Origin of the sequence: Methanosarcina barkeri str. Wiesmoor (assembly GCF_000969985.1) — an archaeon.
In the GTDB taxonomy this organism is placed as follows: Archaea; Halobacteriota; Methanosarcinia; order Methanosarcinales; family Methanosarcinaceae; genus Methanosarcina; species Methanosarcina barkeri_B.
Genome location: NZ_CP009526.1, coordinates 3242570 through 3261003 on the forward strand (window position 1 = coordinate 3242570; position 18434 = coordinate 3261003).

At 37.8% G+C, this 18434-nt stretch carries 13 protein-coding genes; 7 read left to right on the forward strand and 6 right to left on the reverse strand.

Translation table 11 applies throughout. The annotated features are described in order from the left end of the window. The first annotated feature begins 60 nt into the window (after positions 1-60). Together gpmI and MSBRW_RS13515 are read left to right on the forward strand one after the other, a co-directional pair. A complete protein-coding gene (gene gpmI, locus MSBRW_RS13510; RefSeq protein WP_011307194.1) occupies positions 61-1638 on the forward strand; it encodes a 2,3-bisphosphoglycerate-independent phosphoglycerate mutase in 1578 nt (525 codons plus the stop codon). A 621-nt stretch (positions 1639-2259) separates the two neighbouring features. Beyond that, positions 2260-4032: a chloride channel protein gene (locus tag MSBRW_RS13515; protein WP_011307193.1), complete on the forward strand. Its 1773-nt coding sequence runs from the start codon at positions 2260-2262 to the stop codon at positions 4030-4032. Positions 4033-4308: 276 nt separating this feature from the next. Here the strand turns inward: MSBRW_RS13515 and MSBRW_RS13520 are convergent, their stop codons facing one another. Beyond that, entirely contained in the window at positions 4309-5280 is a 972-nt protein-coding gene (locus tag MSBRW_RS13520; RefSeq protein ID WP_011307192.1) for a 2-hydroxyacid dehydrogenase, read from the reverse strand. A 5-nt stretch (positions 5281-5285) separates the two neighbouring features. After that, positions 5286-5474, reverse strand: a complete 189-nt coding sequence (locus MSBRW_RS13525; RefSeq protein ID WP_011307191.1) for a YHS domain-containing protein — start codon at positions 5472-5474, stop codon at positions 5286-5288. A gap of 572 nt (positions 5475-6046) precedes the next feature. On the opposite strand from MSBRW_RS13525, the gene MSBRW_RS13530 reads away from it, so the two are divergent. Beyond that, entirely contained in the window at positions 6047-6520 is a 474-nt protein-coding gene (locus MSBRW_RS13530) for a UPF0228 family protein (RefSeq protein ID WP_085983097.1), read from the forward strand. A 198-nt stretch (positions 6521-6718) separates the two neighbouring features. Here MSBRW_RS13530 and MSBRW_RS13535 read toward each other — a convergent pair whose 3' ends face one another. Next, complete coding sequence (locus MSBRW_RS13535; RefSeq protein WP_011307189.1) at positions 6719-7774, reverse strand: AI-2E family transporter; 1056 nt, start codon at positions 7772-7774, stop codon at positions 6719-6721. A 520-nt stretch (positions 7775-8294) separates the two neighbouring features. On the opposite strand from MSBRW_RS13535, the gene MSBRW_RS13540 reads away from it, so the two are divergent. Then, positions 8295-9338, forward strand: a complete 1044-nt coding sequence (locus MSBRW_RS13540) for a lysylphosphatidylglycerol synthase transmembrane domain-containing protein (protein ID WP_011307188.1) — start codon at positions 8295-8297, stop codon at positions 9336-9338. A gap of 467 nt (positions 9339-9805) precedes the next feature. Here MSBRW_RS13540 and MSBRW_RS13545 read toward each other — a convergent pair whose 3' ends face one another. From MSBRW_RS13545 to MSBRW_RS13555, 3 genes are all read right to left on the reverse strand, one after another. Further along, positions 9806-10657, reverse strand: a complete 852-nt coding sequence (locus MSBRW_RS13545) for a 2-oxoacid:ferredoxin oxidoreductase subunit beta (protein WP_011307187.1) — start codon at positions 10655-10657, stop codon at positions 9806-9808. Continuing rightward, positions 10644-12368 (reverse strand): 2-oxoacid:acceptor oxidoreductase subunit alpha, encoded by a 1725-nt coding sequence (locus MSBRW_RS13550; protein WP_011307186.1) that lies wholly within the window; start codon positions 12366-12368, stop codon positions 10644-10646. Before MSBRW_RS13550 ends, MSBRW_RS13545 begins: the two co-directional genes overlap by 14 nt. 366 nt (positions 12369-12734) lie before the next feature. Further along, positions 12735-14174, reverse strand: coding sequence for a radical SAM/SPASM domain-containing protein (locus MSBRW_RS13555; protein WP_011307185.1), 1440 nt, complete (start codon positions 14172-14174; stop codon positions 12735-12737). A gap of 563 nt (positions 14175-14737) precedes the next feature. On the opposite strand from MSBRW_RS13555, the gene MSBRW_RS24330 reads away from it, so the two are divergent. The 3 genes from MSBRW_RS24330 (at position 14738) to MSBRW_RS13560 (ending at position 18424) form a co-directional block, all read left to right on the forward strand. Further along, complete coding sequence (locus MSBRW_RS24330; RefSeq protein ID WP_394298288.1) at positions 14738-14995, forward strand: metal-dependent hydrolase; 258 nt, start codon at positions 14738-14740, stop codon at positions 14993-14995. 373 nt (positions 14996-15368) lie between these two features. Further along, positions 15369-15857 carry a type I restriction enzyme HsdR N-terminal domain-containing protein gene (locus MSBRW_RS20395; protein WP_011307183.1) on the forward strand — a complete coding sequence of 163 codons (489 nt, stop codon included), beginning with the start codon at positions 15369-15371 and terminating at the stop codon, positions 15855-15857. A 119-nt stretch (positions 15858-15976) separates the two neighbouring features. Then, positions 15977-18424: an HsdM family class I SAM-dependent methyltransferase gene (locus tag MSBRW_RS13560; protein WP_196298000.1), complete on the forward strand. Its 2448-nt coding sequence runs from the start codon at positions 15977-15979 to the stop codon at positions 18422-18424. The last annotated feature ends 10 nt before the right edge of the window (positions 18425-18434 follow it).

Consider the following 18434-nt stretch of genomic DNA (forward strand, 5'->3'; position numbering starts at 1 on the left):
TAGTACTTACGTGGTTGAATTGAAAAACAGCAAAGAGTATACTTTGTGGAGTTTCGTGGTATGACTCAGGCAAGAAGACCTCTTATGCTTATTATTTTTGATGGGTGGGGTTACAGGGAAGCAAAAGAAGGAAACGCTGTCATGACAGCACGAACTCCAAACCTTGACCGGCTGGAAAAGGAGTGTCCCTGGTGTTTTTTAAAAGCCTCTGGAGAAGCTGTTGGCCTTCCGAAAGGTATGATGGGGAATTCGGAAGTTGGGCATCTGACTATAGGGGCAGGACGAATTGTAAATCAGGACCTTACCCGAATAAATATTTCTATCAAGAACGGAGATTTTTTCAAAAATCCGGTTTTTCTGAATGCAATTTCAAATGTCAAAGCTAATGCTTCCAGCCTTCACCTCATGGGCCTTGCTTCCTGCGGAGGCATTCACAGTTATATGCCTCATCTGCATGCCCTTCTCAAACTTGTGCAGGAGAAGGATTTAAAAAAAGTCTATATACATGCTTTTCTGGACGGGAGAGACGAACCTCCAAAAGCTGCTCTAGGAGATATAAAGAAACTGGATGCATTTTGTAAAGAGCACGGTAATGCTAAAATAGCAACCGTTTCAGGCCGTTATTATGCAATGGATAGAGATAAGCGATGGGATAGGACAAAACTTGCCTATGATGCCCTGACAAGAGGAGTGGCTCCATATACCGCTCCAAATGCAGAAACTGCAGTTTCTAATGCCTACTCAAGAGGAGAAACTGACGAGTTTGTAAAGCCCACTATAATTACTGAGCAAGTAATTACTGAGCAAGTAATTACTGAGCAAGCAGAAAAACCTGTGGCGACAGTACAGGATAATGATTCTGTAATCTTCTTCAATTTCCGGGCCGATAGGGCACGGCAGATAACCTGGGCTTTTGTAAAAGATGACTTTGACGGGTTTATGAGAGAAAAACGTCCTGAGGTTTACTTTGTCTGCATGACCCAGTACGACGAAACCCTTGAGGTGCCCATTGCTTTTCCTCCAATAAAGCTGGAAAACGTACTTGGAGAGGTGCTGAGCAAGCATGGACTCATCCAGCTACGCATAGCTGAAACCGAGAAATATGCCCATGTGACCTATTTCCTTAACGGCGGCGAAGAAAAGCGTTATAAGGATGAAGACCGCTGCCTTATTCCTTCGCCGAAAATCGCTACTTACGACCTTAAACCAGAAATGAGTGCATATGAGATTACGGATGAAGTTATCAGAAGAATACAGTCAGGAAAGTATGATGTTATTGTCCTTAACTTTGCAAACATGGATATGGTCGGGCACACCGGAATCTTTGAGGCTGCAGTTAAAGCGGTAGAAGCCGTGGATAAGTGTATTGGCAGGATTGTTGAGGTTCTAAAAGAAAAAGGCGGTGTGGCACTTATTACTGCAGATCACGGAAATGCCGAGGAGATGATAGACCTAAAAACAGGAGAGCCACATACTGCACATACCTCAAACCCGGTAAAATGCATTTACTTCGGAAACAGTGAGATAAAAGCTCTCAGGAATGGAAAATTGTGTGACGTTGCACCGACGATTCTTGAGCTTCTTGGAATCCCTAAGCCGCAAGAGATGACAGGAAAGTCACTTTTGGTAAAAGATTGATTACTCCTTGTAAAAGAGTAGTTAAAAGCTGTATGAAAATCAGGTTTGATTCCGCAATTAATATGATTCTACAATTAATATAATTCTGTAATTAATATAATTCTGTAATTAATATAATTCTGTAATTAATATGATTCTACAATTAATATAATTCTGCAATTAATATGATTCTGCAATTAATATAATTCTGCAATTAATATGATTCTACAATTAATATGATTCTGCAATTAATATAGAGCTAATTGAGATAAGACTTATACATTTGAACTTAAGAACAGTAACATTAAACTATAAAAACATTAAAGAATAAATTAAAATTATTATATTAATTGTACTTAGTTTACCTTCGAGTGCGCAAATCTATGGGTTTTATGAAATCCTCGGTTGATGAAATAAATTGGATTCATCCAGTTTTTCTCTTAAAATAGAGTTGAGACTGATCTTTTATTTTTAACAGTTGCCCTGTTATCTGTGGAATAGTGTATCATTAACCAAAACCTTCACAGAGCTTCAATTATTAACCGAAGTCTTCACAGAGCTTCAATAACCCATCATTTCACGACCGGATTTGTTTCTGCTGAAGAAGTATTCAAAGCATAAAAGCTCTATGAGGCACGAACATTGGAAGTTAATACAAATTCCAAATTTAAAAGCCATAGTTTGTTCAATTATTCCAATATAAGAAAATATATCACTCGAAGATTCGATATAGAGTCAGCAAAGATTAACTCGATTGCTATCCTGATTGGTCTTCTCACAGGGCTGGTAATAGGCATATATGACCGTGCCCTTCTGTACTTTAGCACTCTTTTCGGAATGCAACGCGGATTTTCAGTACACGAGTTTCCACCCTATTATATAATGTTCATGCCTGCTCTGGGAGGGCTGATAGTTGGGATGCTCTCGCATTTCCTGATGAAAAGGCGCTATGGGGTTGATGGGCTTATTGAGACAGTAGCCATTCGTGGGGCAAGGCTTAACCTTACCGATTCTCTTCTTGAAGTTTTTGCGTCAATAATTTCAATCAGCTCAGGAGGTTCACTGGGAAAAGAAGCACCAGGCATTGTAGGTGGTGCCTGGACAGGAGCTCTGGTGGGGCGAGTCATGAAGAGTCCAGAAAAACGGCTCCAGACTCTTTTAGGTTGCGGGGCTGCTGGAGGGATCGCAGCAGTATTCAGTGCCCCGCTTGCAGGTGTGGTTTTTGTCGTTGAAGTGATTTACGGAGAACTTGAAACAAGTACCTTTATTCCCATAGTTATTTCTTCAGTTTTCGCAACACTTGTATCAAACTCGATTATTGGAATTGAACTTCTCCAGATCCCTTCCTATGCACTTGTCAGTCCATACCGAGAGTTAGGGCTTTACCTTGTTTTTGGGCTCCTTGCGGGCATAGTTTCAACATTACTGATCCGAACCCTTTACTACACAAAAGATCTGTTTTCGGGAATACCTGTTCATCCCATCTTTAAACCTGCTCTGGGAGGACTGGTAGTAGGCATGATTGGTCTTTTCTATCCCCGAGTTCTTGGTATGGGCTATGGTGTGATTACAGATGCCCTGAATAACCAGTTTACCTTCAAGCTTTTACTAATCCTGCTTATCCTCAAAATTATCGTCTTTTCTCTAAGCCTTGGATCGGGAGGCTTTGGAGGGACAATTATTCCATCTCTGTTTGTGGGGACAATGCTTGGAGGAGCTTTTGGGACAATTATAGACATGTTATACCCTGGAATGACGGCAGGGCCAGGGGCTTATGCCCTTGTGGGTATGGGCGCAGTCTTTGCTGGAAGTACAAGAGCTCCTCTTACTGCTATTCTGATCCTTTTTGAGCTTACCAGGGATTACAACTTAATCCTCCCTCTCATGTTTGCCTGCGTTCTCAGCAATGTAATGTCAAGTGCTCTATACCCGGAATCAATCTTTACGGAAGGGCTTCGCAGGAGAGGCATCAAAATCCGAAAAGGCAGGGAAATAGACATCATGACCTCCATTCCTGTAAAAGCTGCAATGATCACAAGTGTCCAGACTGTCTCAGAGGATAAAAGTGTCGAAATCCTCGAAGCTCTCATGAAAGCGAGTCGTCACATTGGTTTTCCTGTCGTTGATTCAAAAGGCAAACTTTCTGGAATTGTAACACTCTCAGACCTCCGGAACAAGGTAAAGCCTGGAGAAGTTGGCAAAAAAATAGGGGAGATCGCTACCAGAGAAGTTGAAGTTGCCTACCCTGATGAAACTCTTGATACTGCCCTCAAACGCCTTGCCTCAAAGCAAATAGGCAGGCTCCCTGTTGTTGACAGAGAAGATAAAACAAAACTTCTTGGAATCATCACTCGGAGTGACATCGTGAACGCATACAACAAGAAAGTCGTTGAAAAGTTCCGGAACACTATCTGACCAGAACACAGATATGAGTCCCAGGAGGTAGAAATCTGGATTTTGAAGTTGAATCGTAAAATGAAATCGTGAGATTGAATCGTAAAATGAAATCGTAAAATGAAATCGTGAAATGCAATTGTGAAATGTAGTCATAAAATATAATCGTGAGATTGAATCGTAAAATGCAATAGTGAAATGCAATTGTGAAATATAATTGTGAAATATAATCATGACTCATAGCAAATGAGTCAGCTTAAAATATCTGTTATATTTTTATAATTTACGTTCAAGATTTTAAGGCAACCTGAGGATTGTAAGCACTTCGGGGTTTACAATGTTCTGAGGTTTTCCTTCAATAAATCTTTCTACGTTTTGAACGCAGACATATGTGCATTCCTCGAGAGATTCTTCCGTAAGGAAAGCTATGTGAGGCGTGAGTACGACATTTTCCAGCGCTTTCAGAGGATCGTTTGCCGGCAGTGGTTCTTTTTCAAAAACATCAAGACCGGCTCCACGGATTTTTTTCTCTTTGAGGGCTTCTATGAGAGCAGCTTCATCAACCACCTTCCCTCTGGCAGTATTTATCAGGATTGCACTTTTTTTCATTTTTGCAAGTTCTTTTGCTCCTATCATTTTTTCCGTGGAAGGAGTTAGAGGCACATGAAGTGTAACAATATCAGCCTCTGCAAGCAGAGTATCCAGGTCGACAAATTTTACTCCAAGGCTTCTTGCTTTTTCTTCACTCGGATGACCTGTAACCGAAATAACGTTCATGTTAAAACCGTGCGCTATCTGGATAACTCTTGATCCTATACTACCGGTACCTATTACCCCCATTGTTTTTCCCATGATCTGACTCCCAAAATAGTGTCGCCAGTCAAAATTCCCTTCTCGAAGCCTGATGTCTGCGACATGCACTTTTCTCAGGAGATTTAGGGCCAGGGCAAAAACCATTTCAGCAACCGAATCAAACGCGTAGTCAGGGACATTGGACACAATTACACCTTTTTCAGTTGCAGCTTTGAGATCTATATGATCATAGCCGGTTTGCCATACGGAAAGCATCTGCAAATTTCGGGAGGCATTGAACGCTTTTCCCGAAAAGCCATATCTACCTACAAGAACTATATCTGCATCCCTTACCCTTGAGATAAATTCTTCAATTGAAGAAGGCATGCTTTCAAAGACTTTAAGGTCTCCAAGAGCATCAAGCTTTTTTCTATATTCCTCTGGCAGGAATATGGAATCTGAAACAACTATTTTCATTTGTTTCACTTCCCCGAGCCATAGAAACTTAGGTACTTTTCCGGGTTCTTATCAAACGCTTCTTTACAGGAAAGGGAGCAGAAATAGTACTCTTTTCCCTTATATTCACTCGTGAATTTTGCTTTTCCTTTATCGACCTGCATTTTGCAAACTACGTCTGTTTCAGTAGATAAGGTAGAACTCATATCGTTCATTTACACTCTCCCCATTTTGCTTTGATTTTTATACTCGATTTTTATAATTATATCTGCTATTTTTCTTCGACATAAATATATATTACTACTTTCGAGTCACTTTCATAAAATTGAAATTCTTCAAGTTTGATCGAATCTTTTCGACGATTTAAACAAGTGTTTTCATAAAAAATAAATTGCAATGAATTTTGATAGGTGCCATGTACAACCCTTTGAAGCAATAGTTAAAATATTATAGTGAAGTTAAACTATTGTGGTGCAGAAGTTTGTCAAACTCATCTGCTTGCTCTGCAGATGGCGAACTTCCGTCTAAAAATAAGAGTCTATCCAAAGAGTGTTGTGACTTACAATATTTACAACTGGCAATATCTAAAATCGGAACGGATACTTGATATTATATACCTTCTATAATCGTTAAGATATAATAAATTTTTAATATGTGATAAACTAAAAAATCTCATCTTTTTACGGTGGTAGGATTGAGTAAAATTAAAAAGGAAAATGCTGCTGTTTTTATCTTTTTTCTGACTCTTGTAGTACTATTGGGACTAACTATAAAAACTTCAATTGATATGATAAAAGAAACTCAAACCCCTAAAGCGGGTGGTTTATATATCCAATTTGAAAATGGAACTACTGAGTCGGAAGTTGAAACCATCCTTGAAAATTGCAACATGACTGTGAACTATACTATAGATTACGATTCCGACTATATGTTAAAAAGGGATTACATAACCGTAGATCAAGATAAAAGAATGGATATAATGAATGAATTGAGGAAAGATGAAAATTTTACTTATCATGACGAAATCAAAAAAGGAAATTATACCATAATTATGTTACCTGAAAAATTTATTCCTGATAACAAATTACTTACAACACTTGAAAAAAATAATCTTCAATTAAAAAAGTCCATTCTTTGCTATATCTATCTTAGAGATGAATCAAAGTATTGGATTCCAGAGAAAGATGCAGTCAGAATAAAAAATGAACTTGAAAAGAATGAGAAAGTTTTGACCGTAGGCTTTGACTTCCTTAATTATTAAAGAACAATTGTGGTCTATTATCTCAAAGTTGCAAGCCACTGTTGAATTTTCATTCGTAGTTCATTAGAACCGATCTGGAAAGAGTTGTGACCGGTGACCGACTGCAATTTTACAAAATATCATTATTAACTTTTCTGATAGGCTCTAACTAGAAGTATAGCTATCGTTTGCTCCTGTTCCAATTTTCACTCCCGTCACTTATTCCTCCTTCACTTTCTCTTCTTCCTTAAGTTTTAACTTTGTCCTGTAAAGTGCGAGTAAAAAACCGTATACTGCAGGGCCGATTACCAGCCCGGTAATTCCAATTACAAGAAGAGGGGCTCCAAATGCGATAATTGTAATTACTGGGTGCACGGAACCTTTTTCCTGAATCAATTTAGGCCTTAAGTAATAGTCCTGCAGTGTATTTAGAGCAAGACTGAATATCAGTATTTGTAAAGCTTTATTGTAGTCCTGAAGTAGAATATAATATGCTGTCAGGGGCAAGTAAATTCCCGGTAGCCCTACAAGAGGATACATTGATAGAAGAAATATAAGTGAAGCAAGAACACCCGGATAAGATACATCAAGCAGGTATAGGCCAATCAGGGCAATAACTCCTATTATCGCGCTTGTGACAAAATGCTGTCTGAACAGGCCGGAATAGATCACATCCAGCTCTTTTAAGAATAATTTAATTTCTTTTTCGTTTTTGTCAGGTACAAAGTTTAAAAGCTGATCGATTGACTTATTTCCGGTCAGTAAGAAATAATAAGAAAAGATGAGTGCTACTATAATGGCTACTATATCAAATGGTAATGTAGCTGTTAAAAAAATCACTAAAGATTTTGTTGGTGGAAAGTATGTATCTGTTAAACTTAAAATAAACTGATCAACCTGATTTGTTACCTCAGAAGAATTAAAATGCACGTTTACTTCTATAATTTTTATTACTCTGCTTGTTATGTTTTTTGTGAGTTGCTGCAGATTTTCAGGCGAGTTCAAAAGAGTTAAAACTTCATTGACAACAACGTAAATTATTCTTATACCAATCAGGATAAAAATAGTTAACGCTAAAAGAACTGAAGCTGCAGCTGCTATCCTTCTGTACTTTATTCGGGACTCCAAATAGGAATATAAAGGGACAAGAAGGTATGCAATAAAAAAACTAAAAAGTATCACGGAGAAAAAGGATTTCGTTATATATATTGCAACGGCAATAACAAATATAGTAACTAGTATTGTAAACTTATTGAAATTATCCCCGCCACCCATATAGTGTAATAAGAGTAGTTTGGGTGATAAGTTTTCTTACCATTTTATTTCTGACAATTCCTACATCATAGTTCTTGAAATCTCATTTTTTTCTCGCAGGTTATGTTCAGTTTCTATTCAGTTTTTAGTCAATTTTTAGTCAGTTGTTAAAAGTTAGTAAAGTAAATATTTGATAAGAGTTAATTATAGATGAGAACCCAAGCGTAAAAGATACTTCGGTTAATTCTGATTCTGGAACTAATTATGAAGTCTCCTGAGACATATGTTTCAAAGCGAGATCCAGGATGAAAGTCAAAATTGGGATTTACCGAAAAATATAAAATAAATAATATAATTATTTAAAATACGAAGGATATGGAAAAATACCACATCAGATTCCATATTTTACTTTTCTTATGCTCTCACAGAATCTTAATCAGGAACATTTGAAATTCATTTTTAATTTTCTCTAACGACGCCTTAAAAGTTTAATGATATCAAATTAACCAGGTCATTAGATAAAAATAAGAAAAGATTCATCATGAACAGGTACAAAAAATGGCTTATCGCATCGCTGTTTATCAGTGTTGCATCAATTACGCTTGTTAACGGCTTGACTTTTAACTCAGAGACCATTGAAGCTCTGAGAAAGATCAAAATAGAATATATTCTGATAGCCGGTCTTTTCCATGTTTTTTCATTCTTTATCTGGGGAGCTCGGACTCGAGCGATGTGCAATGCACTGGGCTACAAAGTAAATTATCTTAAAATAGTAGAGATAATTCTCTCAGGTGTTTTTGTAGCTGGAGTTACTCCTTCTTCTGCAGGTGGAGAGCCTGTCAGGTTGAGTATGCTACATCTGAACAAGATTCCTCTAGGGAAAGCTACAGCCGTAATTGTAGGGGAACGTCTGCTTGATGCTTTTCTCGTCTTTTCTTCTCTACCTTTTGCCCTTTATATTATGAAGGATACGCTTCCAAGCTCTAAATTCAATGTAGCATTGTTGATAGCTAGTCTCCTGGCACTTATGGCTCTGAGTTTTTTTATTTACGGATTATGGAAACCCGAGAAAGTAAAAAACATTATACGTAGGATCACAGGCAGAATTGCGCCTCTTTTAGGGAAACATACGGATGCTTCAATTTCCCATTTAATGGAAAAGGTAGATCGAGAAGTAGACCTTTTTCATGAAAGTATATGGATTTTTATTTCAGTAGGGAAAAAAGGACTGTTATGGGGCATGTTTTTTACCTACCTCTTTTGGACGGTTGAGTTTTTCCTGCTGATCCTGATTCTAGCTGGCCTTTCACAAACGACTTCGATATTAACCGCTTTTGCAGCCCAGGTGTTCCTGGCAATAGTCATGGTCGTGCCTGCAACTCCAGGAGCAAGCGGAGTTGCTGAATTAGGAGCAGCTTCCATATTTTCGGTTTTCATAAATGCATCCATTATTGGAGTTACAATTATCGCATGGAGGGCCCTAACATACTATATGAACCTTTTATTAGGAGGCCTCATAAGTCTGAAGGTAATTAAAGACATGGATCTAATTAAAAAATTGATAGGGGATTCTACCGAGCCTTAATGATTACCTGAAAGTGAAAAAGATATTTGAGGTCAAAACTATTTGAGGTCAAAACTATTTGAGGTCAAAACTATTTGAGGTCAAAACTGCCCCTGCAAGCTCTAAACCCATTATTTCTACCCGGTTCCTTACAAACCAGACTGCGGCTAAGAGAACAAATGTTTTGGTCAGGTGTACACAGTTTTCCCTAAGAAAACAGTGTTCATGTCTCACAACCCTGATCATGCTTCATGTTTGAGTCCCGGTCATGTTCGTGCCTTAATTCTGACCGTGATCATGCCTCAATCCTGACCGCGCATATGTCTTAATCCCGATCATGCTCGAATACAAGCTTCCAGGAAAAGAAGCGGTTCTCTGGGCATTTGTGTCCTTTCTTTGTTGCTATTCTTTTCCTGGACTATTCCTGACTGGAACCAGCTTGAAGATATCTCATATTCTAAACATGTACTGAACAGGATGCAGATCGATTAATAAAATTTATCAATTTCGTGCTTTACGTCCTCAATAGAGAACTTTTGCCTGACAAGAGGCTCTTCCTGAATTGTCGGTATTCCTTCTTCAAGCGTCTCTCTTTCACTTTTATAGAATATGCCGTTAGGAATCCTATCTCCCCATTCCAGAGACCTTTCAAACGCTTTTAAGCGGTTATATGGGTCATATTCTTCTTCGAGTTTATAGACCCTGTCTCGGTACCACCTGAAAGTGTTTATCTTGTTAAAAGTAACGCAGGGCTGAAGGATATCAAGAAGGGAAAAACCTTTGTGTGATATGGCAGCCTTCAGAAGCTCTTTCAGATAACTCTGGTCTCCTGCAAAACCTCTGGCTACGAAACTGCAGTCCTGAGAAATTGCCAGAGCAAGTGGGTTCAATGGCTCTTCAAGGACACCATAAGGCTGGATTTTGGTGTGAGTTCCCTGAGCCGTGGTAGGAGAGGCCTGTCCTTTTGTCAGTCCGTAAATCTGGTTGTCGTGCACTAGAAGGGTAATATTCGGGTTACGGCGAATTGCATGAAGGAAATGATTTCCGCCTTCTCCATAACAGTCCCCATCCCCTGCAACTGCTATTACATGCAAAGAGTGGTTGGCAAGTTTTGCAGCCGTAGCTACGGGCAGTGTCCTTCCATGCAGCCCATTAAACGTATGGCATTTCATATAGTGGGGCAGTTTTCCAGATTGCCCTATCCCCGAAACCATAAGCACTTCCCAGGGCTCAATTCCAAGCTCTACAAGCGCCTGCTTGACAGTCGAAAGGATATTGAAATTTCCGCACCCCGGACACCAGGCAGGAACCTGACCCTTATAATCTTCAGATGTAGGCATGCAATTCCTCCTTCAGATTTTCAATTGTAAAAGGCCTCCCATCATACCTGAGAATCTGATGGGTAAATTCAAACCCTGTTTCTGCTCTCATTAGTTTTGCAAACTGTCCGGTAGCAGTGTTTTCTATACAAATGGTAAGATCAGCATTCTCAAGAAGTTCAATATAATCAAACTTATCTCGTTCCGGAAGAGGATAGACCTGGCTAAAGTGCATCATCGCAACCTTGTGATCCTTAGAAATAGTATCGACCACCTCTTTTATCACACCATAAGTAGAGCCACGCCCTACAAGCACAATTTTCGGAGAAGAATCGCCATAAAGAAGTGGAGGGTCAATCTCTTTCTTTATAAGAGGAAGTTTCTTCAACATCCTTTTCTGAACCATTTTGATCCGGGTCTCGGAATCTTCTATGATGTGTCCCTCCTCGTCATGTTCATCGCTATCCACTACAACGAGGTGTTTTCCGGCTTCTCCGGGGACCGCAAGAAGAGAAATTCCTGTACTGGAATATTTAAAACGTTTATAAACCTCAACGCCTTCAAGGTCTTTTTCTCTCAGCCTATAATCATTGTAAATTATATTTTCAAGGTCGAATTTTTCATACGTCCACTCGGTATCCCCAAGATACTGGTCTGACTGGATGAACACAGGGATCTGGTACTTTTCCGCAAGTTCAAAAGCCTTGTTAGTAAGGTAAAAAGCCTGTTTTGGGTCTCCAGGCTCAAAAATCACTCTTGGAAACTCTCCATGTGCTGCGTAAAGGACAAAAAGCAAGTCTGCCTGTTCCGTTCGTGTAGGTAAACCTGTTGCAGGCCCTGGACGCTGCATTTCGGCAATAACGATAGGAGTTTCGGTCATTCCTGCAAGAGAAAGGCCTTCTACCATCAGGGCAAATCCTCCACCCGACGTTCCGGTCATTGCTCTTACGCCTGCAAAAGAAGCCCCTATAGCCATATTAATAGCTGAAATCTCGTCTTCAACCTGTTCAACGACCAAGTTGTACTCTTCTGCTCTGGAAGCCATATAGTTTAGAATCCCTGTTGAAGGCGTCATAGGGTAACCGGAATAAAACTTACAGCCTGACATAAGGGCTCCCATTCCGATTGCATTAACCCCGTCAATAAGCATGAGTCCCCTGTTTTCAGGTTCACGGATTTCGGGAGCTTCACAGCGGGGACAATTTTTACGAGCATAATTATATCCCGCTTCTGCACAGGCTATATTTCCCTGAATTACCTCGTCCCCTTTTTTCTCGAAGGCTTTTTTTAGAACATTCCTGAAGGTTTCAAGCCCAAGATCAAGAATTCCAAGTGCTGCTCCGGTAGCTACAGTATTTGCCATTACACTTTTTTTTCCTACATCAAGGGCTATTTTTTTGAACGGGATATCTATGAACTCAGGTTCTTCAAATTTCTTTTTGGTAATTTCGGAATCATAAAGAATAAATCCTTCATCCCGTACGCTTTTTCTATGAATTTCTATAGTGTCCAGGTCAAGAGCCAGGAGGATATCGACCATATCTCTTGAGGCAGAGATCTCCTTTTCAGAAAAGCGAATTTGATAAAAATTGTGCCCACCACGTACCCTGGACATATAATCCTGGTGAGTAAATACGTGAAATCCTATCTTAGAAAAGACCTGTGCAAGAGCTCCACCTATGGTCTGCAGCCCCTGTCCGGCCTCTCCTCCTACTCGAAGTGTGTACTCCAAATATTTTACCCCCGAATATTGTTTATTTTTTAATTTTGGTTCGAATAAGTTCAAGTCACTAATAAAGACTCTAATACAAAACTTTGTTTGAGCAATTTCTACAATGATTACAGCAAAACAGAGATTCCTTACCAATTTTCGTTTTTCTGTCGTTATTAACTCTGTTTAGCCGCTTTCTCTTTTCAGCTCTCTGAATAATAGTTATAATAAGTATTAAATATTCGTGCAAATTGTCTACTTTTAAAAAGAATTCGCCTTTATTAGTATTAAAATTGACAGGAGACTATAGATACAATCAATATGAACGATTGGTTCCCTGGCCAGTAGGTGAACGACTGTTCCCTTACCAATAGGAAGGAATGAGGTCTATTTTCTTACAGACTCCGGCTTGATGCCTAAGCGATCCCAGAATGCCTGGTTATTTATACAGCCGGGGTCAGGAGCATTGAGATCCCCATAATAAGCCCATGCACGTGCCCTGCAACCTCCACAGATATATTTGTTCTTGCAACTTCCACAGCTGCCGGTCAGGTGCTCCCGGTCCCTGAGTTGTTTTAGTACAGGGGAATTATGCCAGATTTCAAGAAATGGCCGATCGCGGATATTGCCAAGTTGAATTGGCATGAAAACACAGGGCTGGACTATTCCTGTCGGCTCGATTCCGCAATAGAGGCGCCCTGCCCCGCATCCCCCGATAAAGTCGGCAAGCATCCTGGTTTTACCTTTTAATTCTTCCCCCATATGGACGTGCCCGACAGGAATACCTTGATTCGCCTCGTTTTCGACTGCCACTCTTGCTATCTGAGGGGCGGTTGAGAGTTCCGGAGGTCCTTCGTCATTTTTAGCATTTTTCAGAATATATTTCAGAAGCTCTTCCCGCTGCCTGGGGGTAATATCTTTTTCCATCATGTCCGCACCACGGCCGGTAGGAATAAAGTTGAAGTATATGATTCGTCCTGCTCCGAGTTCTTTTCCGAGCTCTCGAATGTCAGGTATCTGATCAATATTATCTCGGGTCACCGTAGTTGCAATGCAGGTATAAACTCCGGCATCGATGGCATTCCGTATTCCGGCTACACTCCTATCGAAGGCCCCTGGAATCCCACGCATGGCATCGTGCTTAGCTGCGTTTTTGCCGTCAATGGAAACCTCTACGTAGTCGATACCGGCATTCATGAGACCCCGAGCCACATCGGGGGTAATCAGTGTTCCATTTGATGCCAGAGATACATACAGATCATGTTTGTGGGCATGAGCGACGACTTCGAAGAAATCCTTCCTCATCAGTGGCTCTCCACCTGAGAAAGCGATCAGTGCCACGCCAGCATCAGAGAGCTCCTCGATGAGTTTTTTTGATTCCTCGGTGGTAAGTTCATTGGGAAGTGCATTCTGAGCATCCTGATAACAGTGCTTGCACTTCAGGTTGCACATGTGAGTAAAGTTCCAGACTACAAGGAACGGAGCGTTCAATGCCTGGGGCCTGGTAATCCCATACCTGGCAATACCCCTGAATACGTTTGACAGCCCCTTCTGGAAGTTGCGATCTGAAAGTCCGGCTTTGATATCCGATTCATTGATATCAAAAAGTTTACTGCTCCGGTGCATGGCTTGACTGAGCATCCAGCTTGCAGTCCTGCATTTTAAGCAGAGATCATGTTCTATTCCAAGATAACATTCTATGGAGTTCTGAAGCCGGTTGCCACAATCATCATTCTTGGCTACAAACTTAAGTATCTCCCTGGTCAAAGGATTTCCCAGCCATCTTTCTACAGCAGCAATAGCAGGAGTATAGGTGTCATCCGGCATTATTTCACCTTCGGGAAGTCTCTAATGTATCTCCGTATATCTGCTTCCGGCTCACAGTCTTCATCATCAAAAGGTCTGATAAAATCAGAATTACTCATACCCCCCTTATGATTCAACAGTTTTCCCCATCAATGCCCATTAATGCCCTAATTTAATTATATTTTTTATGATTTTTCACATTCATATTGATGCATGTTTTTATTTTCTTATGATTTGTCACATTCATATTGATGCATGTTTTTATTTTCTTATGGTGTATCTCATTCATATTGATCCATGTTTGATAAGTCCAGACAATTGTACTCACCCTTCTCTCCTGAGCAGGGTAATATATTATCAACATAAGACTTAACAGAATTATATATACAAAAATAATATTAAATTAATATATTTATACAATATATTAATTCATAGGAAACAGGGAAACATCATTTATTATTGAGCGTATCCCAAAACCAATTTAATTCTTAAATCAATAGGAGTTTTGGAACTATTTTTTGTTGTGAGACACTCGACTGACAACTTCAAATTTGAAATTCAGAGATGAAATTTTGAGTTTTGGGATGAGCTCATTAACAATCATTGGATCAATATTACCTGATGTGATTGAACCTTCGAGAAATAAGTTCCATCGAAAGTTCTTCCATTCAATCTTTTTGATAATAATATTTGTATTTTTAATTATGACTTATAAAGAACTAATATCTGGTAATTTTGATAATCCGATATTGACTTGTTATTTCTTTATAGGATGTGGATCTGTTTCTCATCTGTTAATGGATGTGATTACACGTAATGGACTTCCTTTAACCGGATTGTAAGGTATGATATAACCTACTATTTTCGTTTTTACAGAGTGGTTGACAGGTTAAATCAATTTTTTGCTGAATAGAAGGTTCTCGATTAGTTCTTTTTTCTTCGGACAATCACTTATATACTTGTTCTAATTATCTTCTTTATATTTTTATAGGTCTAACATAATGAAAATAGAAAAATTGTATAATGAGCCTCCCAACTATGATTAATTCTCAATAATTGTCGTACTTGAGGCAAAAAGTTAAGAAAGTCGGCTAATTCTAGGGCTCTTAGAGAAGTTTTTGGGTATAGATCTTAAGAGTTGCTTTAGACATAGATTAAAATAAATAATTATTAAGAAAGTTTAATTAATGGTTACTTAATATCTTTATTGATAAAATGATAGAGGAAGGACGCAAAAAAATAAAAACGCTTGTTGAAAAATTTGGCAAGAATTATCATGAGTACAAAAATAAAAATTATTCTGAAGCTCAATTGAGAATTGACTTTATTAATGGACTACTTATTTCATTGGGTTGGGATGTATTAAATAAAGAAGGAAAACCTCAACATTTACGTGAGGTTTTTGTTGAAGATCGTTTAGCCAGTGATGAAGGTGACCATTCATGGAAATATCCGGATTATACTTTATGCTGTCAAGGTGAAAGAAAGCTTTTTTTAGAGGCTAAGAAACTCACAGTTCCGATAGAAACGCACAAAGACTCGGCATTGCAAATCCGCAGATATGGATGGACTGCAAAACTGCCAATTTCAATCTTGTGTAACTTTGAGAAATTAATTATATATGATTGTAGATATATTGTCCAAGTGAGAGTGATGATGCACTTTTTGCACAGTGGCGCGTTTATGATTACTCAGAATATATAGAAAAATTTGATGAGATTTATGGTTTAATATCAAAGGAATCAATTTATTCTGATAGATTGAAGAAAATAATCCCTAGCATTAAAGAATCAGCTCGAAAGATTCCGTTTGATGAATACTTTTTGAATCAAATTGAAAAATGGAGATTAATATTATCTGAAGATCTTATATTAAATAGCCCATCACTATTACAGGAAGAATTAAATTATCTGGTCCAAAAACTAATAAATAGAATTATATTTTTGAGAATATGCGAAGATAGAAATTTGGAGAAATATGAAAATTTAAAAAATATAGTTAGCTACTCAGAGCTTAAAAAACTATTTTTGAAAGCTGATATAAAGTACAATTCTGGAATTTTTGATTTTATTGACGATGAATTTTCACTTAAATTTGTAATTAATGATGAAATTTTAGTTAATATATTCAAAGAATTATATTATCCAAATAGTCCATATTCATTTAGTGTAGTTGATGCAAGAATTTTAGGTGAAATTTATGAGATGTTTCTCGCAAAAGAGGCTCATATTGTTAACAAGTCATCTATTGAAATAGTTGAAAAACCAGAAGTTATTGAATCTAGAGGCATTGTTCCAACTCCTAAATATATCGTTGATGCAATAATTGAGCGTACGGTAAAACCAAAATGTGAAGGCAAAAACCCAATAGAGTTGTCTCAACTTAAAATTGCAGATATATCATGTGGGTCTGGTTCTTTTTTACTCGCAACTTACGAATATCTTCTCAACTATTACCTTGAGTGGTATATTCAAGATGGAGTTGAGAAACATACAAATGAACTTTTTGAACATACTACAGGAACTTTCTATTTGAGACTTGAAGAAAAATGTAAAATATTATTAAACAATATTTTCGGTGTAGATATAGACTCTCAAGCAGTAGAGGTTACCAAATTTGGTCTATTACTAAAAACATTAGAAAACGTTAACTCAAGTGTTGTTGCAACACTCTCTACTAGATCTAGAACTGGTGTATTACCAAAGTTAAGCAAAAATATAATTTGTGGAAATAGCTTAGTTGATAGTAATTACTTTTACTTCGAGCCTAAAGCAAAAGTCCAGGAGAATATTTATTATAGGGTCAACCCCTTTGATTGGAACAACGAATTTAAAGATGTTATCGAGAAAGGAGGTTTTGATGTCATTATTGGAAACCCCCCATATGTTCGCATTCAAAATATTGTAAAATATTCCCCAAAGGAAGTTGAATATTATAAAAGTAAATACTCTCCTTTTGTCACTGCAAACAAAGATAATATTGATAAATACTATCTTTTCATTGAACGTGCGAAATATCTCTTAAACTCAGAAGGGATTTTGGGATATATAGTTCCGCATAAATTTTTTAAAATTAAATCCGGACAAGAATTAAGAAGATTAATCTCATCAAATAAAAATCTCTCTGAAATTGTACATTTTGGAGTTGAACAAGTGTTTGGAACAAAAACCACCTACACTTGTATACTAGTTCTACAATCAAAGGAATTAGATGAATTTAAAGTAAATTTTGTCTCAAATATAGACGATTGGCGAAATGGGAAAAACGTTCAAATTGAAAAATATAAGTCAAATTATATAAATGAAACCCCTTGGATATTCCTACATCCAAAATTAGACAAATTATTCAAGCGAATAAATAGTGAAAACCCCGTAAAACTAGAAGACATTACAGAAATTTTTGTGGGGGTACAAACAAGTAAAGATAAGATCTATATTTTCAAACCTGTCAGTGAAGATAATTATTTTGTTAGATTTTTAGATTCTTCTGGATCTATACAAGAAATTGAAAAGTCAATACTTAGACCCTGTATTTATGACGAGGAAAAAATTGTTCCATTAAGTCGTATTAAGCCAAATTCTTACATTATTTATCCATACAAAATAATTGATAACAAAGCTATTCCTTATTCCCATGAAGAAATGATGAGTCTATTTCCCAAATGTTGGGACTATTTATCCAATTACAAGCAAGATCTACTTTCAAGGAGCATTAACCTTCCAGCAAGCAAATCTAAAGAAGATTGGTTTTATCTTTTTGGTCGATCACAGAGTCTTACAAAATTCAATGAGAATCCAAAAATCATTTGGCCAACTCTTTCCCTTAAGCCACGTTATGCATATGATGAAAATAATATAGTGTTCACAGGTGGAGGTAATGGTCCTTATTATGCTTTACAGCCAAAAAACGAGACAAAAGAATCTATCTTTTATATCCAGGCTATACTCTGTCATCCTATTATTGAGTCAATTGTTCAATCTAGAGGAAGCCCTTTTAAAAGTGGGTATATTTCACATGGAAAGCAATTCATTAAAAAACTGCCTTTCAGAACTATTTATTTTGAAAATAGCTCAGATGTAGAAGCACATAACAGAATTGTAGAATTGGTTACACATTTGATTGAGTTAAATGAAAAACTATTGGTAACTAATGTTCCAAGTAAAAAAGAGATTTTACATAGGCAATGCAAGGAAATTAAAAATGAAATAGATTATATCATAAACTCGCTGTATAAGTTTGACGCTGATGAGATTAAATTAAGTAACCTATAAATTTACTGTT